The organism is Pseudomonas sp. FFPRI_1 (assembly GCF_055384485.1).
Genome location: NZ_AP029168.1, coordinates 7,467,130 through 7,488,022 on the forward strand (window position 1 = coordinate 7,467,130; position 20,893 = coordinate 7,488,022).

Here is a 20,893-nt window from a genome sequence, read left to right on the forward strand (position 1 = left end):
TCACTATGGTGCCCCATGAATTTGGGTATAGCTCAGCTGGGGAAGAAGCGGCGGCAGCCAAGGCGATTCCGCCGGCCTGCGCGGCCCCGCAAAGGCGGTTCCTGCACGCCTTTATATGCGGCGTACCAAGCGGCCAGGGCCAGGGGCAACTGTTCTGGCGACAAACCGCCCAGCTTCCACGCCCCGTTCAGGTCGGATGAACGGTCGTGCGCAAAATGTACAAAAGCCCTCCCTGCCCCGCTGGCGAGTCAAACCGAGCAGCACGCACATAGCTTTTTTGCCGGGGAATTCGAGACTGTCCCGAGAACCGCTACCGCTGCCTGCAACTGCGCTCGAAACCTCGATTGAGGAGCCCTGCATCCCTCGCCCGAGAATGCTCGCCAGGATCTGCGGCGAGCGGTTTCATGCGTTGAATCAAGCCATTGGACACTGCGCGTTGGCGCGAGCCTGTGATCGTGGCAGGATGGCGAGGTTATCGACCGAGACCCCCAACCATGCCCCAATCCCAAGCCAAGAATCTGTCCCTGATCGCTGCAATAGATCTGGGCTCCAACAGCTTTCACATGGTCGTGGCCAAGGCCCGGAACGGTGAGATCCGCATTCTCGAGCGGCTGGGTGAAAAGGTTCAGCTGGCCGCCGGCATCGACGAAGAGCGTCGGCTCAATGAAGAATCCATGCAGCGCGGGCTCGACTGCCTCAAGCGCTTTGCCCAACTGATCAACGGCATGCCCCTGGGCACCGTACGCATCGTCGGCACCAACGCCCTGCGCGAAGCACGCAACCGCGGCGAATTCATCCACCGCGCCGAGGAAATCCTCGGCCACCCGGTGGAAGTCATCTCCGGCCGCGAAGAAGCGCGCCTGATCTACCTCGGGGTTTCCCACACTCTCGCCGACACCCCGGGCAAGCGCCTGGTGGCCGACATTGGCGGCGGCAGCACCGAATTCATCATCGGCCAGCGCTTCGAACCGCTGCTGCGCGAAAGCCTGCAGATGGGCTGCGTGAGCTTCACCCAGCGCTATTTCCGCGACGGCAAGATCACCCCCGCACGCTATGCCCAGGCCTATACCGCAGCGCGGCTGGAGATCATGAGCATCGAGCACGCCCTGCACCGCCTGACCTGGGACGAAGCCATCGGCTCCTCCGGGACCATCCGCGCCATCGGCCTGGCCCTCAAGGCCGGCGGCCAGGGCAGTGGCGAGGTCAACGCCGAAGGCCTGGCCTGGCTCAAGCGCAAGCTGTTCAAGCTCGGCGATGCCGAGAAGATCGATTTCGAAGGCATCAAGCCCGACCGCCGGGCGATCTTCCCCGCCGGCCTGGCGATTCTCGAAGCGATCTTCGACGCCCTGGAACTGCAACGCATGGACCACTGTGAAGGTGCCCTGCGTGAAGGCGTGCTCTACGACCTGCTGGGCCGCCATCACCACGAAGACGTGCGTGAACGTACCCTAGGCTCGCTGATGGAGCGCTACCACGTGGACCTGGAACAGGCTTCGCGGGTCGAGGGCAAGGCCTTGCGCTCCTTCGACCAGGTGGCGGCGGACTGGGACCTGGAGGACGGTGTCTGGCGTGAGTTGCTGGGCTGGGCGGCCAAGGTCCATGAAGTGGGCCTGGACATCGCCCACTATCACTACCACAAGCATGGCGCCTACCTGATCGAACACTCCGACCTGGCCGGTTTCTCCCGGGAAGACCAGCAGATGCTGGCCCTGCTGGTACGCGGCCATCGCCGCAACATTCCCAAGGAGAAGTTCGCCGAGTTCGGCGACGACGGCATCAAGCTGATCCGCCTCTGTGTGCTGCTGCGTTTCGCCATCCTGTTCCACCATATCCGCGGCACCCAGCAAATGCCCCAGGTGAAGCTCAGCGCCGACGGCGACCAGTTGGACGTGGAATTCCCGGCCAACTGGCTGGACGAAAACCAGCTGACCCAGGCCGACTTCGCCCTTGAAGCGGACTGGCTGACCCGGGTCGGTATCGTGCTCAACGTCCGCTGACCCTGCCCCACCGCGGATGTAGGAGCCGGCTTGCCGGCGAAGAGGCCCCCAAGCCTTGAATCACCCTTACCGGCGCTTTCGCTGGCAAGCCAGCTCCTACAGGTCACCCACGCAGCCCAATAAAAAAGGCCAGCCCGGTGATCGGGCTGGCCTTTTTCATGGGCGCCTGTAGCGTTTAGCGCACTGGCAACACCGGGCTGCCAAGACGCTCCAGCAAGGTCGCCTGGGCGCTGCGCGGGTTCTGGTTGCCGGTCGGCGTGTTACGGATGTAACGACCGTCGGACTGCAGGCTCCAGCTGTGGGTGTTGTCGGTGAGGTAACTCTCCAACTCCTTCTTGACCCTCAGGATCAGCTTCTTGCCCTCCACCGGGAAGCAGGTCTCGACCCGCTTGTCGAGGTTGCGCTCCATCCAGTCGGCGCTGGAAAGGAACATCTGTTCCTCGCCGCCATTGAGGAAGTAGAACACCCGGGTGTGCTCGAGGAAGCGGCCGATGATCGAGCGCACGTGGATATTGTGCGAGACCCCGGCAATACCTGGACGCAGGCAGCACATGCCCCGCACCACCAGGTCGATGCGCACGCCCGACTGGCTGGCCTTGTACAGCGCGCGGATGATCTTCGGATCGGTCAGCGAGTTGAACTTGGCGATGATGTGCGCCGGTTTGCCGTCCAGGGCGAACTGAGTCTCCCGGGCAATCATGTCGAGCATGCCCTTCTTCAGGGTGAACGGCGCATGCAGCAGCTTCTTCATGCGCAGGGTCTTGCCCATGCCGATCAACTGGCTGAACAGCTTGCCGACGTCTTCGCACAGGGCGTCGTCGGAGGTCAGCAGGCTGTAGTCGGTGTACAGCCGGGCGTTGGCCGCGTGGTAGTTACCGGTGCCCAGGTGCGCATAGCGCACGATCTCGCCGGCTTCGCGACGCAGGATCAGCATCATCTTGGCGTGGGTCTTGAACCCCACCACACCGTAGATCACCACCGCACCGGCCGCCTGCAGGCGACTGGCCATCTGCAGGTTGGACTCTTCATCGAAGCGCGCCCGCAACTCGATCACCGCGGTGACCTCCTTGCCGTTGCGCGCAGCGTCCACCAGGGCGTCGACAATCTCCGAGTTGGCGCCACTGCGGTACAGGGTCTGGCGCACCGCCAGCACGTGCGGATCCTTGGCGGCCTGGCGCAACAGGTCGACCACGGGAGTGAAGGATTCGAACGGGTGCAGCAGCAGGATGTCCTGCTTGCTGATGACGCTGAAGATGTTCTCGCTGTTCTGCAGCAGTTTCGGAATCTGTGGCGTGAACGGCGTGTATTGCAGCTCCGGATGGCTGTCCAGACCGGTGATGCTGAACAGCCGCGTCAGGTTCACCGGGCCGTTGACTTGGTACAGCTCGGTCTCGTGCAGGTTGAACTGCTTGAGCAGGTAGTCCGACAGGTGTTTCGGGCAGGTGTCGGCCACCTCCAGGCGCACCGCATCACCGTAGCGACGGGAGAACAGCTCGCCGCGCAAGGCACGGGCCAGGTCTTCGACGTCCTCGGTGTCCACTGCCAGGTCGGCGTTTCGGGTCAGGCGGAATTGATAGCAGCCCTTCACCTTCATGCCCTGGAACAGGTCATCGGCGTGGGCGTGGATCATCGACGAGAGGAACACATAATTGTCGCCAGGGCCGCCGACTTCTTCCGGCACCTTGATGATCCGTGGCAGCAGGCGCGGCGCCGGGATGATCGCCAGGCCCGAGTCGCGGCCGAAGGCGTCGATGCCTTCGAGTTCGACGATGAAGTTCAGGCTCTTGTTCACCAGCAATGGGAACGGGTGCGTCGGATCCAGGCCGATGGGGGTGATGATCGGCGCGATCTCGTCGCGGAAATAGCGGCGCACCCAAGTCTTGAGCTTGGTGGTCCAGTAGCGGCGACGGATGAAGCGGATCTGATGTTTCTCCAGCTCCGGCAACAGAATGTCGTTGAGAATCGCGTATTGACGATCGACGTGACCGTGCACCAACTCGCTGATGCGCGCCAGCGCCTGGTGCGGCTGCAGGCCATCGGCACCGGCCTGTTCACGGGCGAAGGTGATCTGCTTCTTCAGGCCGGCCACGCGGATCTCGAAGAACTCGTCCAGGTTGCTGGAGAAGATCAGCAGGAACTTCAGGCGCTCCAGCAGCGGGTAGGACTCGTCCAGCGCCTGTTCCAGCACGCGGATGTTGAATTGCAGTTGCGACAGCTCGCGGTGGATGTACAGGCTGCTGTCATCCAGGTTGGGAATGACGATAGCCGGCGCCGGTTGCGCCTCCGCCACGCCGGCCGCCGGCGCGGGCTCCAGCTCCGGCGGGGTCTCGGCCACGGGCTCGATCACCGGCTGGGCGTCTTTTACGGCAACTTCTGAGAGTCCTTCAGTATTCATCGCGTGTTCCTGGGAGGGCTATTTTTGCTCTCGTAACAATTGAGCAGCACGAACGGCAAAGTAAGTCAGGATGCCATCGGCACCTGCACGTTTAAAAGCGGTCAGGGATTCAAGAATAACCCCTTCACCCAACCAACCATTCTGGATCGCCGCCATGTGCATGGCGTACTCGCCGCTGACCTGATAGACAAAGGTCGGGACCTTGAATTCATCCTTGACCCGAAAAAGGATATCCAGGTACGGCATGCCCGGCTTGACCATGACCATGTCCGCCCCTTCCGCCAGGTCCGCGGCCACTTCCTGCAAGGCTTCGTGAGCGTTGGCCGGGTCCATCTGGTACGAGGCCTTGTCGGCCTTGCCCAGGTTCAGCGCCGAACCCACCGCATCACGGAAAGGCCCGTAGTAGGCGCTGGCGTACTTGGCCGAGTAGGCCATGATCCGCACATTGACGTGCCCCGCCAGCTCCAGTGCCTCGCGGATCGCCTGGACCCGCCCGTCCATCATGTCGGACGGCGCCACCACCTGGGCCCCCGCCTCGGCGTGGGACAGGGCCTGGCGCACCAGGGCGTCGACGGTGATGTCGTTCTGCACGTAGCCGTGTTCGTCGAGGATACCGTCCTGGCCGTGGGTGGTGAATGGATCGAGGGCCACATCGGTGATCACCCCCAGCGCGGGAAACCGCGCACGCAAAGCGCGGGTGGCGCGCTGAGCGATACCTTCGGGGTTCCAGGATTCGGCGGCGTCCAGCGACTTGAGCCCGGCCGGCGTCACCGGAAACAGTGCCAGCGCCGGAATCCCCAGCTCGACCCAATGGGCCGCTTCTTCCAGCAGCAGGTCGATGGTCAGGCGTTCGACCCCAGGCATCGAGGCCACCGCCTCACGGCGATTCTCACCCTCGAGCACAAACACCGGCAGGATCAGATCATCCACACTCAGGCGATTCTCGCGCACCAGACGGCGGGAAAAATCATCCCGGCGGTTGCGCCGCAGACGAGTGGCAGGAAACAGGCGGTTGGCGGGGGTAAAGCTCACGGCGGACTCCAGGGCCCGCGCTGGCGGGCGAGCGGAACAGTTATAAGCGGGCATTATGACGAACAGATGACAGTTGTGCTCAAGGTGTTGACCGACAGCAACACTCATTGTCATAGGGGGGAATGTTCACGTCGAGACACATTTCGATACTTTCCCGAACGTCGTCGAAGGGGTAGGCTGCGCGTTCATTTCGCCAGCATCCAGACAATGCTCCAACAATTTCTTCAGGATTTCGGCTACTTCGCCCTCTTTCTCGGTACGTTTTTCGAAGGCGAAACCATTCTGGTTCTAGCCGGGTTTCTTGCGTTCCGCGGATACATGGATATCAACCTGGTGATGGTGGTTGCCTTCTTCGGCAGCTACGCCGGTGACCAGCTGTGGTACTTCCTGGGACGCAAGCATGGCCGCAAGTTGCTGGCGCGCAAGCCGCGCTGGCAAATGATGGGTGACCGGGCGCTGGAGCACATCCGCAAGCACCCGGACATCTGGGTGCTGAGCTTTCGCTTCGTCTACGGACTGCGCACGGTGATGCCGGTGGCCATCGGCCTGTCCGGCTATCCGCCAGGACGCTACCTGCTGCTCAATGGCATCGGCGCGGCCATCTGGGCAATCGCCCTCGCCTCGGCGGCCTACCATTTCGGCGCCGTCATGGAAGGCATGCTCGGCAGCATCAAGAAGTACGAGCTCTGGGTACTGGGCGCGTTGCTGGTGCTGGGCTTTGGCCTGTGGTTGCGCCGGCGGTTCAAGAACGCGCGCCTGGCCAAGCAGATCTACGAAGCCGAACAGGCCGGCGAACACGCCAAGGCCAAGGAATCTACGACGCCAGTCGAGTGAAGCGCTGGCCGCAGCAGTACAGCAGGCTGACACTCAACAGGCTGTAGCAGCCCAGCGCCACCCAGGCCAGGTGGCCGGCCGGCCACAGGCCGACGATGGGCGCCAGCCACACCAGTGGCAGGTTCGACAGCAGCCGTGCCAGCTCCAGCTTCAGGCTCCAGGGCCGGTTTTCCAGGGCTGCCCCCAGCACGAACAGGCCAAATGCCAGGACGCTCCAGCCCAGGACCAGGGCCTGGGTCGAGAGGCGGTCCTCGGCGTTCATCAGGTAGCTGCCCAGCGCCACATAAACTGCGAACTGCAGCACCACATAGACCTGCCGACGCCCCTGCAAAGGCACCTCGAACTTGCGGAACCGGCTCAAGTCCGGCTTGGGCAAAGGATTGCGGGCTTGCACGTCCGCCGGACGCCAACCGGTGCGCATGAACCAGATCCGCAACTTGTCCCAATAACTGGACGTGTGCCGGGCGTCATCCCACAACTGCGCGTAGAACTGCAGGTTGGCCCATAGCGGGTTCCAACTGGCCAGCGGCGTGGTCACCCCGAACACCACCGGTTCGTTGTCATCCTCCTCCTGGAAAGTGCCAAACAGCCGATCCCAGAGAATGAACACGCCGCCGTAGTTGCGATCCATATAAAGAGTGTTCTGCGCGTGATGCGCCCGATGGTTGGACGGGGTGACGAAGAACCACTCGTACCAGCCCAGCTTGCCGATGTGCCGGGTGTGCACCCAGAACTGATAGAGCAGGTTGAGGGCCGCCACAGTGACGAACACCGACAGCGGCACCCCAAGCACCGCCAGGGGCAGGTAGAAGATCCAGCCCAGGAGAAACCCGGTGCTGGTCTGGCGCAACGCCGTGGAAAGGTTGTAGTCCTCGCTCTGGTGATGCACCGAGTGGGCGGCCCAGAGGATGTTGCGCTCATGGCCACAGCGATGCAGCCAGTAGTAGCACAAGTCATACAGGACAAAGGCCGCCACCCAGACCCAGGCACTCTGCGCGGACAGCTCGAACAGCGCCAGGTGCTTGAGGGCAAAGGCGTAAGTGACCAGGCCCAGGCCCTTGGTCAACAGGCCTGTCGTGGTGGACAACACGCCGGTGCTGATGCTATTGACCGCATCGGCAACCCGGTAGTTGTGCACTCCCCGCCAGCGGTCGGCCAACAATTCGGCGACAATCAACACGAAGAAGAACGGCACCGCATAGAGAATGAGGTTCATGGCGCGACCTGATCGGAATCGATAGCCAAGATTAGGTCCGAGCCTGACATTCCCCTATGGCGACAGGTGACAAAACGGCGGACATTTAGCGCCATGAATCTGGAGAAAAACCCATGAGCAAAAAAGTTGCAGTGATCCTTTCCGGCTGTGGTGTGTTTGACGGCGCCGAGATCCACGAAAGCGTGATCACTCTGTTGCGCCTCGACCAACGCGGCGCCCAGGTACAGTGCTTCGCCCCTGACATTCCCCAGATGCACGTGCTCAACCATCTGACCGGCGAAGCCATGCCCGAGACCCGCAACGTCCTGGTGGAGTCGGCGCGCATTGCCCGGGGACAGGTCAAGGACCTGCGCGAAGCCAAGGTCGAGGACTTCGACGCACTGATCGTTCCTGGCGGTTTTGGCGCCGCCAAGAACCTCTCCAGCTTCGCCACCGAAGGCGCCGCCTGCAGTGTCCAGGCAGACGTCCTGGCCCTGGCCGAAGCCTTTGCCGAAGCGGGCAAGCCGGTGGGCCTGATGTGCATCGCCCCAGCCCTGGCGGCGAAGATCTACGGCCCCGGCGTGACCTGCACCATCGGCAACGACGCCGACACGGCCGCAGCCCTGGTCAAGATGGGCGCCACCCATGCTGAATGCGCGGTGGGCGACATCATCGAGGACAAGGCGCGCAAGCTGGTGAGCACCCCCGCGTACATGCTTGCACAATCCATCAGCGAAGCCGCCTCGGGCATCAACAAGCTGGTGGACCGGGTACTGGAATTGACCCACGAAGGCGAGCAGTAAAGCCTGTGGCGAGGGCGCTTGCTCCCGCAGGGCCGGGTTGAGGCACTCGCGCAAAGCGCCCGCAAGATCGGCTGACGCGGTGAACCAGGTACTGCGCATCAGCCGATTTCACCACTGCTGCGCCCTTGAGCGGGAGCAAGCCGCCTCTCTACAACCCGCTCCCTCCCCCCTTCAACCTTGGCGTGCCAGCCGGGTCAGGATCCGGTCCAGGGAATTGGCGAAGGCCTGCTTCTCACGATCGCCATAGGGCGCCTGCCCGCCACTGACCTGCCCCTGCTCCCGCAGATCGGTGAACAGGTTGCGCACCGCCAGGCGCTCACCCATGTTCTGTGCATCGAACTCCTTGCCCCGCGGGTCCAGGGCCGCCACGCCCTTTTTCACCAGCCGGTCGGCCAGCGGCACGTCGCTGCAGATCACCAGCTCACCAGGCACCGCGTGCTCCACCAGATAGTCATCGGCCGCATCCGGGCCGCTGGGCACCACGATCAACCTGACACAGGCAAAGGCCGGCTTGATCTGCGCCTGCCCAGCCACCAGCACCACTTCGAACTGGCGCTTGAGGGCAAAGCGCACCACCTGGTCCTTGGCTGCCTTGGGGCAAGCGTCAGCATCGATCCAGACACGCATTGAAGTTCTCCCTGCAACATGCAAAACGGGCAAGCCGCCCCCGCAGGGGCGGGCGTGCCCGCGATCAGTACAGCCTGTGGCTCAAGAAGCCTGCAAACGCCGCTTCTCACTCATCCGGCTGCGGCTATAGAGCACCACGATCGCCAGAATGGCCAGCGCCTGGGCGGCCAGCGAATAGGCGTCGGCATGAATGCCCAGCCAATCGAAGTCGAAGAATGGCACCGGGCGGGTGCCGAAGATACCCGCCTCCTGCAGCGCCTTGACCCCGTGACCGGCAAACACCACCGACAAGGCGCAGAGCAACGCCGCGTTGATGCTGAAGAACAGCGTCAGCGGCAGCTTGGCCGAGCCCCGCAGGATCACCCACGCCAGGCCTACCAGCAGCACCAGGGCGGTGGCGCCACCGGCCAGCACCGCGTTGTGCCCGGCAGGGCCGGCCTGCAGCCACAGGGTCTCGTAGAACAGGATCACCTCGAACAACTCGCGGTAGACCGAGAAAAATGCCAGCACCGCGAAACCAAAACGCCCACCACCGCCCACCAGGCTGCTCTTGATGTAGTCCTGCCAGGCCGCCGCATGCCGGCGGTCGTGCATCCACACCCCGAGCCACAGCACCATGACGCTGGCGAACAGCGCGGTAGCGCCCTCCAGCAGTTCCCGCTGAGAGCCGCTGACATCGATCACGTACGCCGCCAGGGCCCAGGTTCCCAGGCCGGCCAGCAGGGCCAGGCCCCAGCCGACGTTGACGCTGCGCACCGCCGATTGCTGCCCGGTGTTACGCAGGAACGCGAGGATCGCCGCCAGCACCAGGATCGCCTCCAGGCCTTCACGCAGCAGGATCAACAGGCCGGAGATGAAGCTCAGGGACGCGCTCAGGCTGTCACCGCCCAACAGTTCGGCGGACGCCTTGAGCTTGGCCTTGGCCGCGTCAAGGCGCTGCTCGGCCTGGGCCACCGGCAGCCCGTCCTGCAGCGACTGACGGTAGGCCATCAAGGCCTTTTCCGTGTCCTTGCGCACCGTGGCATCGACATTGTCCAGGGAGCTTTCCACCAACTCGAAGCCTTCCAGGTAAGCCGCTACCGAGAGGTCGTAGGCTTGCTCGTGATCGCCGTTGCGATAGGCCGCAAGACTCTTGTCCAGGGTCGACGCGGTGTAGTCCAGCAACTGCGCCGGGCCACGCTTGACCTGGGGTGGCTGGGCACGCTGGGCGCGGAAGCTGGCCGCCGCTTGCGGGCCCTGGGCCGCCAGCACTTCGCCGGGAGTCTGCCGGGCCAGATCGGACAGGTTGAAACTCTGCGCGCCTTTGGCGGCAGCGGGGTCGGCACTGAAACTGGCGATGTAGGTAGCCAGGTCCCAACGCTGGCGATCATCCAACTGATCGGTGAAAGACGGCATATCAGTGCCTTCGACACCCAGCCCCAGGGTGTTGTAGATGGCATACAGGCTCAACCGATCGAGCCGCGCGGCATCGCGCAGGTTGGCCGGTGGTGGAGTCATGCCGACACCGGCCGGGCCGTCGCCGGCACCGTTTGCGCCGTGGCAGACCGAGCAATGCTGGGCATACAACGGCGCACCGCGAGTCGGGTCCGGGGTAATGATCGGCGCCTGGCTGACTTCATAAGCCACCGCCAGCCGGGCCCCCATCTGCCGCGCCTGGCGAGCCACGAGGTCACCGTCCACCCGATCGGCAACCGCCTTGCGCAGGCTGGCAACACCTTGCTCCAGTTCCGCCTTCTCCGGCTTGGCCGGCAGATCGCCGATCAACCCCTGCAAGACTCCGAGAAACTCCACCTGCTCGCGGTACTCGGACTCATCGATAACCTGGCCTGCCTCGACGGTGGCCGGGTAGTCGGCGCCAATGTAGTCCAGCAAATGCAGGGCCTTGGGCGCGCCATCAACGGTATCGGCCAGCAGGTTGAAGCTGCAGAGCACCAGCACCGGCAGCACCAGCAATGCCAGTAAACGGGAAGGGGCAGTCATGAATGAATCTCAAAGGGAAATACGAAGTAACATATTGTTCCCTCCCCATCGGTTTCACTCAAGGCTTATCGGCCCGCAGAAACATGTTCAACTGCCGCAGGCCGGCCTGGGCCAAGCCCGCACTGCACCGCAAGCGTGCAGGAGCACTGCGGCCTGCAAGCGCTCAACACCATGGCGTGCCCGCCCCCACCAGGGGGACCCCCCGTTCTTGATACCCCATCGAGGCTCAACGAACAGCGGCCCGAATAGTGGCAATACCCAATCAAATTGCATCTAAAAAGCCATTACAGCGTCAGAATCCACGTCTATAATGCCGCGCCCTCGTTATCGCGATAAGGCATTTAAGCTCCTCTTCTTATGAGGAATTGGCAGGGTAGCCATTGTTCCTGCCAGTGAGTTCGTCCAGCCCGACTCGCACGCCAGGCTGTCTCATTCAGGGAAGAAGTACCCATGGCATCCCGCGCCCTCACCTTGATTGCCCTCAGCGCAGTCACCCTGCTCGCCGGTTGCTCGGCCTTTCGCAGCTACGACAGCGAACTTCAGGAAACCAACCAGCAATTGCGTGCCGGCAATCTCGATGCCGCCCTGACCCTGCTGGAAAAGAACAACCAGGGTGAAGACAAGGACCTCCTCTACTACTTCGAGAAAGGCGAGTTGCTGCGAGCCAAGGGCGATCTGAATGGCAGCCAGGCTGCCTGGGGCCATGCCGACCAGGTGGTGGGCAACTGGGAAGACTCGGTCAAGTTCGACAGCGACAAGTACCTGGCCCAGTTCGGCAGCTTTCTGGTCAATGACAAGGTCCGCCGCTACGAAGGCTACGACTACGAAAAAGTCATGCTGACCACCCAGATGGCCATGAACCTGCTGGCCAGCAATGATTTCGATGGCGCCCGCATGGCCATCAAGAAAACCCACGAGCGCGAAGCGGTGATCGCCGAGCTGCGGGACAAGGAATACCTCAAGCGCGAGGACGAGGCCGAGAAGCAGGGGGTCAAGACTCAGTACAAGGACCTCAAGGGCTACCCGGTGGAAGCCCTCGATGCGCCAGACGTGGTCAACCTGAAGAACAGCTATCAGAGCGCCTTCAGCCACTACCTGGCTGGCTTCGTCTATGAAGCCCTGGGCGAGAAGGACCTGGCGGCACCCGGCTACCGCAAGGCCGCCGAGCTGCGCCCCAATACTCCACTGCTGGAGCAGGCACTGCTGAACCTGGATGAACCCGCTGCGCCGGTAGCGGTTGAAGCCCCAGGCAAATCCTCGACCAAGTCCAAGCGCAAGGCTTCGGCCCAGGCCCCGATCAAGGCGCTGGTGCCGGTCCTCGCGGCTGACGAAAGCGACGTGTTGATCGTCGTGCAAAGCGGCCTGGCTCCGGCGCGTGACTCGGTGCGCATTCCCCTGCCCCTGCCGATCAACGACCATCTGGTGATCACCCCGCTGTCATTCCCGGTGATCAAGGCCGACACCTCGACCCAGGCCTTCGCCCAGATCGGCATCGACGGCCAGCAGCAGAACCTGACCCTGCTCAACAGCACCACTGCCATGTCCCGCCGGGCCCTGCGTGACGACATGCCGGGGATCATCCTGCGTACCACCGTACGCGCCGTGAGTCGTGGCATCGCGCAAAAGAACCTCAACGAAGTCAATCCGCTGGCCGGCCTCGCCGTCGGCCTGGCTTCGGCGATCACCGAAGGCGCCGACACCCGCACCTGGCGCACCTTGCCGGACAACACTCAGGTGGCGCGCCTGCGCCTCAAGCAGGGCGAACACAGCCTGAGCCTGCCCAACGCTCTGGGCGGCACCCAGGTACAGGTCAAGGTCGACCAGCGCTACCAGGTGATCGCCCTGCGCGTGGTGGGCAACCGGGTATTCAGCAGCGGCCTGGCTGCCCAGGTCATCCCGAACAACGCCGGCCAGGCCATGGCCAGCAACCAACGTCCCTAAGCGGAGCTCCTCATGCGCGTGAAACTTCTCGCTGTTGCCGCACTGGCCCTCCTGGCCGGTTGCACCACCCCTGCGCCTCCGGCCCCCGGCAGTGCCGCGAGCAAGGTGGTGGTGATGAACAAGTTCAACAATATCGCCATCGGTGCGATGCGGGTCGCCCGTGAAAACGGCTTCCTGACGGTCAAGGTGGCACTGAACAACACCAGCCACACCAACATGACGATGTACTACCGCTTCGTCTGGCTGGGCGACGACGGTTTCCCGGTGGCCGACGAGGAAAGCTGGAAAGTCTTCAACCTGTACGCGGCCCAGGCCACCTTCCTGCCGGCCATCGCGCCGGTGCCCAAGGCCACCGACTTTCGCATGGAAGTCAAAACCCAATAAGCCGTCCCTGAACCCGATCAAGAGAACACTTCCATGTTTGCACGCTTTTCCTTCCTCGCCGTGGCCGCCCTGCTGGCCAGCGGCTGCGCCAACAACTCCCCGGTACTGGGTGGCAAGAACATCAGCTACGGCGACAGCAAGGCCGTGGAACTGGTGACCAACGAGTTCGGCTCCACCGACCTGCAGATGATCGCCGAATCCATGACCCGCTCCCTGGCCCAGTCCGGCATCCTCCAGGGCCGCCCGGTGGTGCAGGTCTACGACGTGAAGAACAAGACCAGCGAGTACATCGACACCCGCGAGATCACCACCTCGATCAAGACCCAGCTGATGAAGTCCGGCACCGCCCGCTTCGCCAGCGACAACACCGCCATGCAGAGCCAGGTCGACCAGCTCAAGCTGCAGAACCAGAGCGGCCTGTACAAGAAATCCACCGTGGCCAAGACCGGCAACATGATCGCCGCCAAATACCGCCTTGAGGGCTCCATCAGCTCCATCGTCAAGCGCAGCAGCGATTACAAGGACGTCTTCTACAAATTCAGCCTGCAGTTGATCGACGTCGAGAGCGGTCTGGCCGAGTGGATGGACGAAAAAGAGATCCGCAAGACCACGGAGCGCTAAACGATGCGTGCATGGATTGGCATCCTGGCCCTGGCCTGCGCCTTCAGCGCGCAGGCGGCGCCGAAAGTCGCAGTCACGGACCTGGCCTACCAGGAGCGTGTGCAGGAGTACATTCACCTGGTCTCGGCCCAGCAGAACTATCGCGAGGGCTACTACAGCTCCAGCGGCTCGGCCAGCTACAACGAACTGGAAGCCAGCACCAGCTACATCGAAGAAGGCGAACTGCGCAAGTTCACCGGTGACATCAAGGGCGGGATCCTCAAGTCCGGGATGTTCCAGCTGGTGCAGGGCTCGCCCCACACCGATGCGTCCAAGGCCAACGTCTATGACGTGATCAAGCGCATCAAGGCCGGCAACTTCAAGGGTGCCGACTATGTGCTGTTCGGCACCGTGTCGGACATCGACTTCACCCAGGACATCAACGAGCTGGCCAATACCAACAGCTACTCGGCGGTGCTGGGCCTGACCCTGGTGGCGGATTTCAGCCTGATCAACACCCGCACCTTCGAGATCACCTCGGCATTCACTGCCATGGGCGAAGGCCAGGACACCAAGCTGGTGAACAGCCGCGATATCCGCGTCTCGCTGAACCGGCCGCGGGTGGTGCGCGAAGTGTCCAAGGCCCTGGGCGAGGATGTCACCCGGCAGATGGCCGAGCAGTTGGGCCGTGGCGGCTACGAGCAGCAGGGGCAGGCGCCGATGCGCAACAACCTGCCGCCGGACACGGCACCGGTGATCCTGCGCTAACGCTTACGCCAACGAAAAAGGCGACCCATGGGGTCGCCTTTTTTTGTCGCCGGAGAACCTACACCGCAGCCTTGCGGATGGTTGCCAGCAAGCCCGCTGCGCCGATGAACAGCCCGGCGAAAGTGCGGTTCATCCGCCGCTGCTGGACCGGGGTGCGCAACAGCCGCAAGACCTTGGACGCCAACCCGGTGTAGCCGGCCATGACAATCAGGTCGACCACGATCATGGTGGCGCCGAGGATCAGGTATTGCTTGAGCAATGGCGCATGAGGATCGATGAACTGCGGCAGCACCGCCAGCATGAACACCAGGGCCTTGGGGTTGCTGATGTTCACCAGGAAGCCGCGGAACACCAGGGCCAGGGGCTTGCCGATGGGACGGATGGCCGCGTCGTCGCTGAGGTCGCTGGGCAGCGCCCGCCACTGTTTCACTGCCAGGTAGACCAGATAGGCCACACCGAACCATTTGATGGCATAGAAGGCGGTGGAAGAGGCGGCAAGGATGGCGCCCACGCCGGCCGCGACAATGGCGATCTGCATGGCCAGGCCCAGTTGCAGGCCCAAAGCGTTCCAGTAACCGCGCCAGAAACCGTATTGCAGACCACAGGACATGGACGCAATGGCACCTGCCCCGGGAGAAAGACTGATCACCCAACTGGCGGCAAAAAACGCCAGCCATGTCTCAAAAGCCATCGCACACCTCGGATCGAATTTGGTCGTGACTGCCTAAGCTAATCCTCCGACCGGCGACTGACCATGTTTTTTTGTCGGACAGGCGCTACTCGACCCTGGCAGTCACTGTCACAGCGGCTACAGGCGCGCTCTAGCAGTGAGCGGCTACTTTTCGCCCGTCCCCACGGGCAGCACGTCGCTGCCGCGCCACCGGCGCACGGAGCGCTGGAAGAACAGGCTGTTGGGCACCTGCACCATGGCGCTGCCGGTGCCGGCCTCTTCGGACTCGATCAGGGTGGTGTACAGCAGGTTGATCGCCACGACCCGGCCCTTGACCCCGGGCTTGTCGACGGTGTCCACCAGCTCCACCACATCCCCCAGGCGAAACGGGCCGACAGTGAAGATCAGGATCGCGCACAGCAGGTTGGAGAGCACGCTCCACATCGCGAAGAAGGCCACGGCCGCCACCGCGACGAAGCCGGACAGGGCCGTCCACAGCACTGTGGCGGACACCCCCAGACGCTCCAGGACGAAGATCACCGCGCTGCCCATGATCAGCCAGCGCAGGCCGCCGCGCAGCGGCATCAGCAATTGCGGCGGGAACGGGTAACGCTCGCCCAGGCGGGTCAGGCCACGGGCCACGAAGCGCTGGGCCAGATAGCCCGCCAAGAGAATCAGCAAGATCTGCACGCCAACCCACAACGGACCGATCCACTGCGCCGGCAACGGCAACTGCAGCGCCTCCATCAGGACAACGCCTCCAGCTCGGCCTGCATGCTTTCCAGCAGTTCCAGGGCCTCCATCCAGGCCTCTTCCAGCTCGGACTCACGGACCTTGAGCTTGGCCTGCTCGGCCAGCAGGTCCCGCAGTTCATCCTTGCGCGCCGCCTCGTACAAACCGCTGTCGCCGAGGCTGGCCTCGATCTTGGCCAGGCGCTCATGCACCTTGCCCAGCTCGGTTTCCAGCTTGTCGGCTTCGCGCTTGTGCGGTGCCAGCTGCTGGCGCAGGGCGGCAGCGGCCTGGCGCTGGGCCTTCTTGTCGGTCTTGTCCGGATTGACCGGAGCATTGCTGACCGGGGCATTGCGCTGGCGGTAATCCACCAGCCAGCGGGTGTAGTCGTCCAGGTCGCCGTCGAACTCTTCGACCTTGCCGTCGGCCACCAGGAAGAAGTTGTCAGTGGTGCTCTTGAGCAGATGGCGATCGTGGGAGACCACCAGCACCGCGCCACTGAACTCTTGCAAGGCCATGGTCAGGGCCAGGCGCATCTCCAGGTCCAGGTGGTTGGTGGGTTCGTCGAGCAGCAACAGGTTCGGCCGCTCCCAGGCGATCAGCGCCAGCGCCAGGCGGGCCTTTTCACCGCCGGAGAAATTCAGCACCGGCTCATCGATACGGGCGCCACGGAAGTCGAAGCCGCCGAGGAAATCGCGCAGGGGCTGTTCGCGCTCGGTAGGAGCCAGGCGCTGCAAGTGCAGCAACGGGCTGGCCTTTGCATCCAGAGAGTCGAGCTGATGCTGGGCGAAATAGCCGACGACCGTGTTCTCGCCACGGGTCAGGCGGCCGGCCAGGGGCTGCAGCTCACCGGACAGGTTCTTGATCAGGGTCGACTTGCCGGCACCGTTGGGGCCCAGCAGGCCGATCCGCGCACCCGGCGTCAGCTGCAGCTTGACCTTCTCCAGGATGGTGCGCTCGCCATAACCCAGGCGCGCGTCGGAGAGGTCGATCAGGGGGCTGGAGATCTTCGTCGACTCGCGGAAGGTGAAGTCGAACGGCGAGTCGACATGGGCTGCCGACAGTTCCTCCATGCGCTCCAGGGCCTTGATCCGGCTCTGGGCCTGGCGGGCCTTGGTGGCCTGGGCCTTGAAGCGGGCGATGTAGCTTTCCATGTGCGCACGCTGCGCCTGCTGCTTCTCGTAGGCCTGCTGTTGCTGGGCCAGGCGTTCGGCACGGGCCCGTTCGAAAGCGCTGTAGCCGCCGCGATAGAGGGTGATCTTGCGTTGATCCACGTGGGCCACGTGATCGACCACAGCATCGAGGAAGTCGCGATCGTGGGAGATCAGCAGCAAAGTACCGGGGTAGCCCTTGAGCCACTCTTCGAGCCAGATGATGGCGTCGAGGTCCAAGTGGTTGGTGGGTTCGTCGAGCAACAACAGATCCGACGGGCACATCAGCGCCTGGGCCAGGTTCAGGCGCATCCGCCAGCCCCCGGAGAAGTCGCCGACCTGGCGGTCCATCTGCTCGTTGGTGAAACCCAGGCCGGCCAGCAGTTTGCGGGCGCGGGCGTCGGCAGTGTAGCCGTCGGCGCTGTCCAGTTCGGCATGCAGGCGCGCCTGGGCAGCACCGTCGTGGGCCGCTTCGGCGGCGGCCAGGTCATGCTGCACCTGGCGCAGGCGCAGGTCGCCGTCAAGCACATAGTCCACCGCCAGGCGCTCGAGGGTATCGACCTCCTGACGCATGTGGGCAATGCGCCAGTCGGCCGGCAGGAAGCAGTCACCCGAGTCCGGGTGCAGCTCACCGCGCAGCAGGGCGAACAGGCTGGATTTTCCGGCGCCGTTGGCACCGATCAGGCCGGCTTTATGGCCGGCGTGCAGGGTCAGCTCGGCGTCTTCTAGCAGACGTTGCGGACCACGCTGTAAAGTCAGGTTCTGAAGTCGAATCATAATGGCGGCGGAGTCTACCAGCTTCGTTCGCAACTGGCGCGAGTAGCACTATGTCCTCTGACCTGTGGAGCTTTGCCCTGAAGACCTATGCCCTGCCCGGCGTGCAGGAGGCCTGCCTGCAACTGCAGGAAAGCGGGGCCAATGTCTGCCTGTTGCTTTGCGGGGCTTGGCTGGGTCGACAGGGAATAGGCTGTGATCAACAACGCCTGAAGCAGCTTGAAGAGCTGACGGTACCCTGGGACCGGGAGGTGGTGCAGCCTTTGCGCAACCTGCGGATCGGGTGGCGTGAGGCAGCGAGCGCAGACACCGAATTAAGCGCCTTGCGTGAACAGCTCAAGAGCCTGGAACTGGAAGCCGAACGACAACTGCTGCTGCGTCTGCAGGCACGAGCGCAAGGGTGGCCCGCAGCTCAGGCACAGAGTCTGGAGGCTTGGCTGGAAGGACTGGCGGCCGAAGCCGCCGACCTCAACCGCGATGCGCTGCAAGTGCTGCGCCTCGCGGTGACCGGCGCTTAGGAAGCGCTGGAGGGGGTGCTGGCCGCAGGCACAGCGGGAGTTGCGGGTGCACTGGCAGCCGGTGCAGGAGCCGCTGGCGCTGCTGGCTTGACCGCAGCCGCTGCAGGTGCCGCCGGCTTGGCTGCAGGGGTCGCAGGTTTGGCCGCGGCTGGCTTGGCGGCCGCTGGTTTGGCCACTGGCTTTTTCACCGCCGGTTTGGCAGCAGGCTTGGCTGTGGCAGGCTTGGCGGCCGACGATGCAGCAGCAGGCTTGGCGGCTACTGCTGGCTTGGCAGCGGGTTTGGCTGCGGGTTTGGCGGCAGCCTTTACCGGTGCTTTTGCAGCAGCAGGCTTGGCCACTGGTTTGGCCACTGGTTTGGCTGCAGGTTTAGCCGCAGCGGGTTTGGCAGCTGCAGTTTTAGCCGCAGGTTTCGCCGCGGGCTTGGCTGCAGGTTTGGCTGCAACAGGTTTCGCAGCGGGTTTGGCAGCAGGCTTGGCCGCTGGTTTGGCAGCGGCTTTAGCTGCGGGTTTGGCAGCAACCGGTTTGGCGGCAGGCTTGGCAGCAGGTTTTGCCGCAGCGGATTTAACGGCCGCAGGCTTGGCTGCGGGCTTGGCCGCGCTGGCAGCGACAGGTTTTTTCGCAGCCGGTTTAGCTGCTGGCTTGGCTGCAGGTTTGGCTGCTGCTTTAGCCGCGGGCTTGGCGGCGGGCTTCTTCGCTGCAACGGCTGCCGGCTTGGCATCGCGAGAGCTCAATGCCTTGCCTACTGCCTCCTTCACACGACCAACGCCTTGAGCCAGTTTCAGGCTTTCCTGGGCGTCGCGCTTGAGTTGCAGAATGTAGGTACGGGTTTGCGCCTGACGCTCTTTCAACGCGTCGAGCAGGTCTTCGAGTTCCTTGACTGCGGTCTTGGCCTTGGCTTGTGCCTTGGCCTTGCCAGCTGTCGCGGCGTCCTGCAGTTTAGTGCGCGATTTGTGCAGTTTTTCCTGTGCCTTGCCCCGTTGTTTTTCCAGCTTGGCGAGCAATTTTTCAGCATCAGCCAAGGCTTGGGAACAAGCGTTTTCCAAATGTTCGAGCAAGCTGCCCGACAGCTGTTGGAGCAAATGCAACGGAGTATTTACAGGCTTCTTATTGGCCGACATGGTTTACCTCCTGGCTGACGTGAGTTGCGGCTCATACTAGACCTCTGCTGCTACCGCCGCTAGGGCATGTTGACAGTATCGAAAGCCTGGCGTTGCAGCCGATTGAAAATGTTCTTCGCGCCCACCGAAGTTGCTCACCAACGAGCGCTTTGTCGCTGGCATAATCCACCGCAATTCAGGCCGGAGAGTGCCCATGTCGCGTTACCTGTTTTTATCCTTGAGCCTGTTCCTGCCACTGGCTCAAGCGGCTACCGAAGCACCACCCAATAGTGCCCACGATCTTGCCTACAGCCTGGGGGCAAGCCTGGGTGAGCGCTTGCGCGACGAAGTGCCCGACCTGCAGATCCAGGCCCTGGTCGAAGGCTTGAGAGCGGCTTACCAAGGCAAGCCACTGGCGCTGAAAAGCGAACGCATCGAACAGATTCTCGCCGAGCACGACGCCCGGATCAGCGAGCAGTCGGCCAAGTCCCAGACAGAAACTGCGCTGAAGAACGAGCAGCGTTTTCTCGATGAGGAAAAGGCCAAGCCCGGAGTTCGCCAACTGGCGGAGGGCATTCTGCTGACCGAGTTGAGCCCCGGCAGCGGCAACAAGGCCAGCCCCAACGGATCGGTGCAGGTGCGTTATACCGGGCGCCTGCCTGATGGCACTGTGTTCGACCAGACCCAGCAGCCACAGTGGTTTCGCCTGGACAGCGTGATCGCCGGCTGGCGCAGCGCCTTGTCGCAGATGCCCACCGGGGCCCGATGGCGCCTGGTGATTCCGTCGAGTCAGGCCTATGGCACAGAAGGCGCCGGCGACTTGATCGCACCCTATACGCCACTGGTGTTCGACATCGAACTGCTCGGCGTTTCCGGCTGAAGCGCCACAACGAAAAACGGCACGCCAAAGCGTGCCGTTTTTTGTTTGGGTGCCGGTCTCAGGCTTGTGCCACGGCTTCCTGCTTGTGGGCGTTATGCAGCACTTCGATCAGGCAATCTTCCAGCTCGAAGCGCTCGTGCAACAGGCCACCCAGTTCCTTGAACTTCTGCGCCACGCACTGGCCGGCATCGCACAGGTCGTTGAACGCCAGGAGCTTCTCGGTGATCACGTCGATGCGCGGATAGAGGGTGTCGGCCAGCTCAAGCCCGCGCGTGTCGCCAAAAGCCTTGGCTTCGCTGGTCAGCTGTTCGTAGATTTCAAAATGGCCGGCGGAAACATAGTCCACCAGGATCCCGCAGAATTCCTGCAGGGGTTTCTTGCTCTCGCTCAGTGCCTCGGGCTCGGCGCCCAGCGCATCATAGGCTCGAACCAGTTCGTGACGCTCCTGCAACCATCGGTCGATCAGCAGGTGCACTCCACCCCAGCGTTCCTGAGCATTCTGACAACTTTCGAGCATG

Annotated in this window: 19 protein-coding genes; 9 read left to right on the forward strand and 10 right to left on the reverse strand. The window is 63.2% G+C overall.

Annotated features, from left to right (window positions below):
* Nucleotides 1-494 precede the first annotated feature (494 nt).
* Nucleotides 495-1,997 carry an exopolyphosphatase gene (ppx, locus tag ACZ5BO_RS33680; RefSeq protein WP_464697578.1) on the forward strand — a complete coding sequence of 501 codons (1,503 nt, stop codon included), beginning with the start codon at nucleotides 495-497 and terminating at the stop codon, nucleotides 1,995-1,997.
* A gap of 175 nt (nucleotides 1,998-2,172) precedes the next feature.
* Here the strand turns inward: ppx and ppk1 are convergent, their stop codons facing one another.
* Both ppk1 and hemB read right to left on the reverse strand, forming a co-directional pair.
* Entirely contained in the window at nucleotides 2,173-4,392 is a 2,220-nt protein-coding gene (gene ppk1, locus ACZ5BO_RS33685) for a polyphosphate kinase 1 (RefSeq protein ID WP_025130912.1), read from the reverse strand.
* An 18-nt stretch (nucleotides 4,393-4,410) separates the two neighbouring features.
* On the reverse strand, nucleotides 4,411-5,424 hold the full coding sequence (gene hemB / locus ACZ5BO_RS33690; RefSeq protein ID WP_464697579.1) for a porphobilinogen synthase: 1,014 nt from the start codon (nucleotides 5,422-5,424) through the stop codon (nucleotides 4,411-4,413).
* Nucleotides 5,425-5,631: 207 nt separating this feature from the next.
* On the opposite strand from hemB, the gene ACZ5BO_RS33695 reads away from it, so the two are divergent.
* Entirely contained in the window at nucleotides 5,632-6,258 is a 627-nt protein-coding gene (locus ACZ5BO_RS33695; protein ID WP_025130910.1) for a DedA family protein, read from the forward strand.
* On the opposite strand, the gene ACZ5BO_RS33700 is transcribed toward ACZ5BO_RS33695, so the two are convergent.
* Entirely contained in the window at nucleotides 6,239-7,474 is a 1,236-nt protein-coding gene (locus tag ACZ5BO_RS33700; RefSeq protein WP_464697580.1) for a sterol desaturase family protein, read from the reverse strand. The genes ACZ5BO_RS33695 and ACZ5BO_RS33700 overlap by 20 nt on opposite strands.
* A gap of 113 nt (nucleotides 7,475-7,587) precedes the next feature.
* Between ACZ5BO_RS33700 and elbB the strand changes: the two genes are divergently transcribed.
* Entirely contained in the window at nucleotides 7,588-8,256 is a 669-nt protein-coding gene (gene elbB / locus ACZ5BO_RS33705) for an isoprenoid biosynthesis glyoxalase ElbB (protein WP_464697581.1), read from the forward strand.
* Nucleotides 8,257-8,427: 171 nt separating this feature from the next.
* On the opposite strand, the gene ACZ5BO_RS33710 is transcribed toward elbB, so the two are convergent.
* Complete coding sequence (locus ACZ5BO_RS33710) at nucleotides 8,428-8,883, reverse strand: YaiI/YqxD family protein (RefSeq protein WP_025130907.1); 456 nt, start codon at nucleotides 8,881-8,883, stop codon at nucleotides 8,428-8,430.
* 81 nt (nucleotides 8,884-8,964) lie between these two features.
* Complete coding sequence (locus tag ACZ5BO_RS33715) at nucleotides 8,965-10,863, reverse strand: cytochrome c/FTR1 family iron permease (RefSeq protein ID WP_025130906.1); 1,899 nt, start codon at nucleotides 10,861-10,863, stop codon at nucleotides 8,965-8,967.
* Nucleotides 10,864-11,313: 450 nt separating this feature from the next.
* On the opposite strand from ACZ5BO_RS33715, the gene ACZ5BO_RS33720 reads away from it, so the two are divergent.
* From ACZ5BO_RS33720 to ACZ5BO_RS33735, 4 genes are read left to right on the forward strand one after another with little or no spacing between them, the layout of a single operon-like run.
* Complete coding sequence (locus ACZ5BO_RS33720; RefSeq protein WP_025130905.1) at nucleotides 11,314-12,804, forward strand: COG3014 family protein; 1,491 nt, start codon at nucleotides 11,314-11,316, stop codon at nucleotides 12,802-12,804.
* 12 nt (nucleotides 12,805-12,816) lie between these two features.
* Nucleotides 12,817-13,188 carry a YcfL family putative periplasmic lipoprotein gene (locus tag ACZ5BO_RS33725; protein ID WP_025130904.1) on the forward strand — a complete coding sequence of 124 codons (372 nt, stop codon included), beginning with the start codon at nucleotides 12,817-12,819 and terminating at the stop codon, nucleotides 13,186-13,188.
* A gap of 33 nt (nucleotides 13,189-13,221) precedes the next feature.
* Nucleotides 13,222-13,809: a penicillin-binding protein activator LpoB gene (gene lpoB / locus ACZ5BO_RS33730; protein WP_025130903.1), complete on the forward strand. Its 588-nt coding sequence runs from the start codon at nucleotides 13,222-13,224 to the stop codon at nucleotides 13,807-13,809.
* Between the two features lie 3 nt (nucleotides 13,810-13,812).
* A complete protein-coding gene (locus ACZ5BO_RS33735; RefSeq protein ID WP_464697582.1) occupies nucleotides 13,813-14,556 on the forward strand; it encodes a penicillin-binding protein activator LpoB in 744 nt (247 codons plus the stop codon).
* A 58-nt stretch (nucleotides 14,557-14,614) separates the two neighbouring features.
* Here the strand turns inward: ACZ5BO_RS33735 and ACZ5BO_RS33740 are convergent, their stop codons facing one another.
* The 3 genes from ACZ5BO_RS33740 to ACZ5BO_RS33750 all read right to left on the reverse strand — a co-directional run bounded on the left by ACZ5BO_RS33740 (nucleotide 14,615) and on the right by ACZ5BO_RS33750 (nucleotide 17,883).
* Nucleotides 14,615-15,247, reverse strand: coding sequence for a LysE family transporter (locus tag ACZ5BO_RS33740; protein ID WP_464697583.1), 633 nt, complete (start codon nucleotides 15,245-15,247; stop codon nucleotides 14,615-14,617).
* A gap of 144 nt (nucleotides 15,248-15,391) precedes the next feature.
* Nucleotides 15,392-15,973: a mechanosensitive ion channel family protein gene (locus ACZ5BO_RS33745; RefSeq protein WP_025130900.1), complete on the reverse strand. Its 582-nt coding sequence runs from the start codon at nucleotides 15,971-15,973 to the stop codon at nucleotides 15,392-15,394.
* On the reverse strand, nucleotides 15,973-17,883 hold the full coding sequence (locus ACZ5BO_RS33750; protein WP_464697584.1) for an ATP-binding cassette domain-containing protein: 1,911 nt from the start codon (nucleotides 17,881-17,883) through the stop codon (nucleotides 15,973-15,975). The genes ACZ5BO_RS33745 and ACZ5BO_RS33750 overlap by 1 nt, the downstream gene beginning before the upstream one ends.
* A gap of 50 nt (nucleotides 17,884-17,933) precedes the next feature.
* Between ACZ5BO_RS33750 and ACZ5BO_RS33755 the strand changes: the two genes are divergently transcribed.
* On the forward strand, nucleotides 17,934-18,398 hold the full coding sequence (locus tag ACZ5BO_RS33755) for a TIGR02444 family protein (protein WP_464697585.1): 465 nt from the start codon (nucleotides 17,934-17,936) through the stop codon (nucleotides 18,396-18,398).
* On the opposite strand, the gene ACZ5BO_RS33760 is transcribed toward ACZ5BO_RS33755, so the two are convergent.
* Entirely contained in the window at nucleotides 18,395-19,516 is a 1,122-nt protein-coding gene (locus ACZ5BO_RS33760) for an AlgP family protein (RefSeq protein WP_464697586.1), read from the reverse strand. The two genes, ACZ5BO_RS33755 and ACZ5BO_RS33760, sit on opposite strands and share 4 nt — an antisense overlap.
* Before the next feature lie 193 nt (nucleotides 19,517-19,709).
* On the opposite strand from ACZ5BO_RS33760, the gene ACZ5BO_RS33765 reads away from it, so the two are divergent.
* Nucleotides 19,710-20,375, forward strand: a complete 666-nt coding sequence (locus ACZ5BO_RS33765) for an FKBP-type peptidyl-prolyl cis-trans isomerase (RefSeq protein ID WP_464697587.1) — start codon at nucleotides 19,710-19,712, stop codon at nucleotides 20,373-20,375.
* Between the two features lie 58 nt (nucleotides 20,376-20,433).
* Here the strand turns inward: ACZ5BO_RS33765 and ACZ5BO_RS33770 are convergent, their stop codons facing one another.
* The gene (locus ACZ5BO_RS33770) at nucleotides 20,434-20,892 is read right to left on the reverse strand and encodes an Rsd/AlgQ family anti-sigma factor (protein ID WP_025130895.1); all 459 of its coding nucleotides are present in this window, start codon (nucleotides 20,890-20,892) and stop codon (nucleotides 20,434-20,436) included.
* Between the last annotated feature and the right edge of the window lies 1 nt (nucleotide 20,893).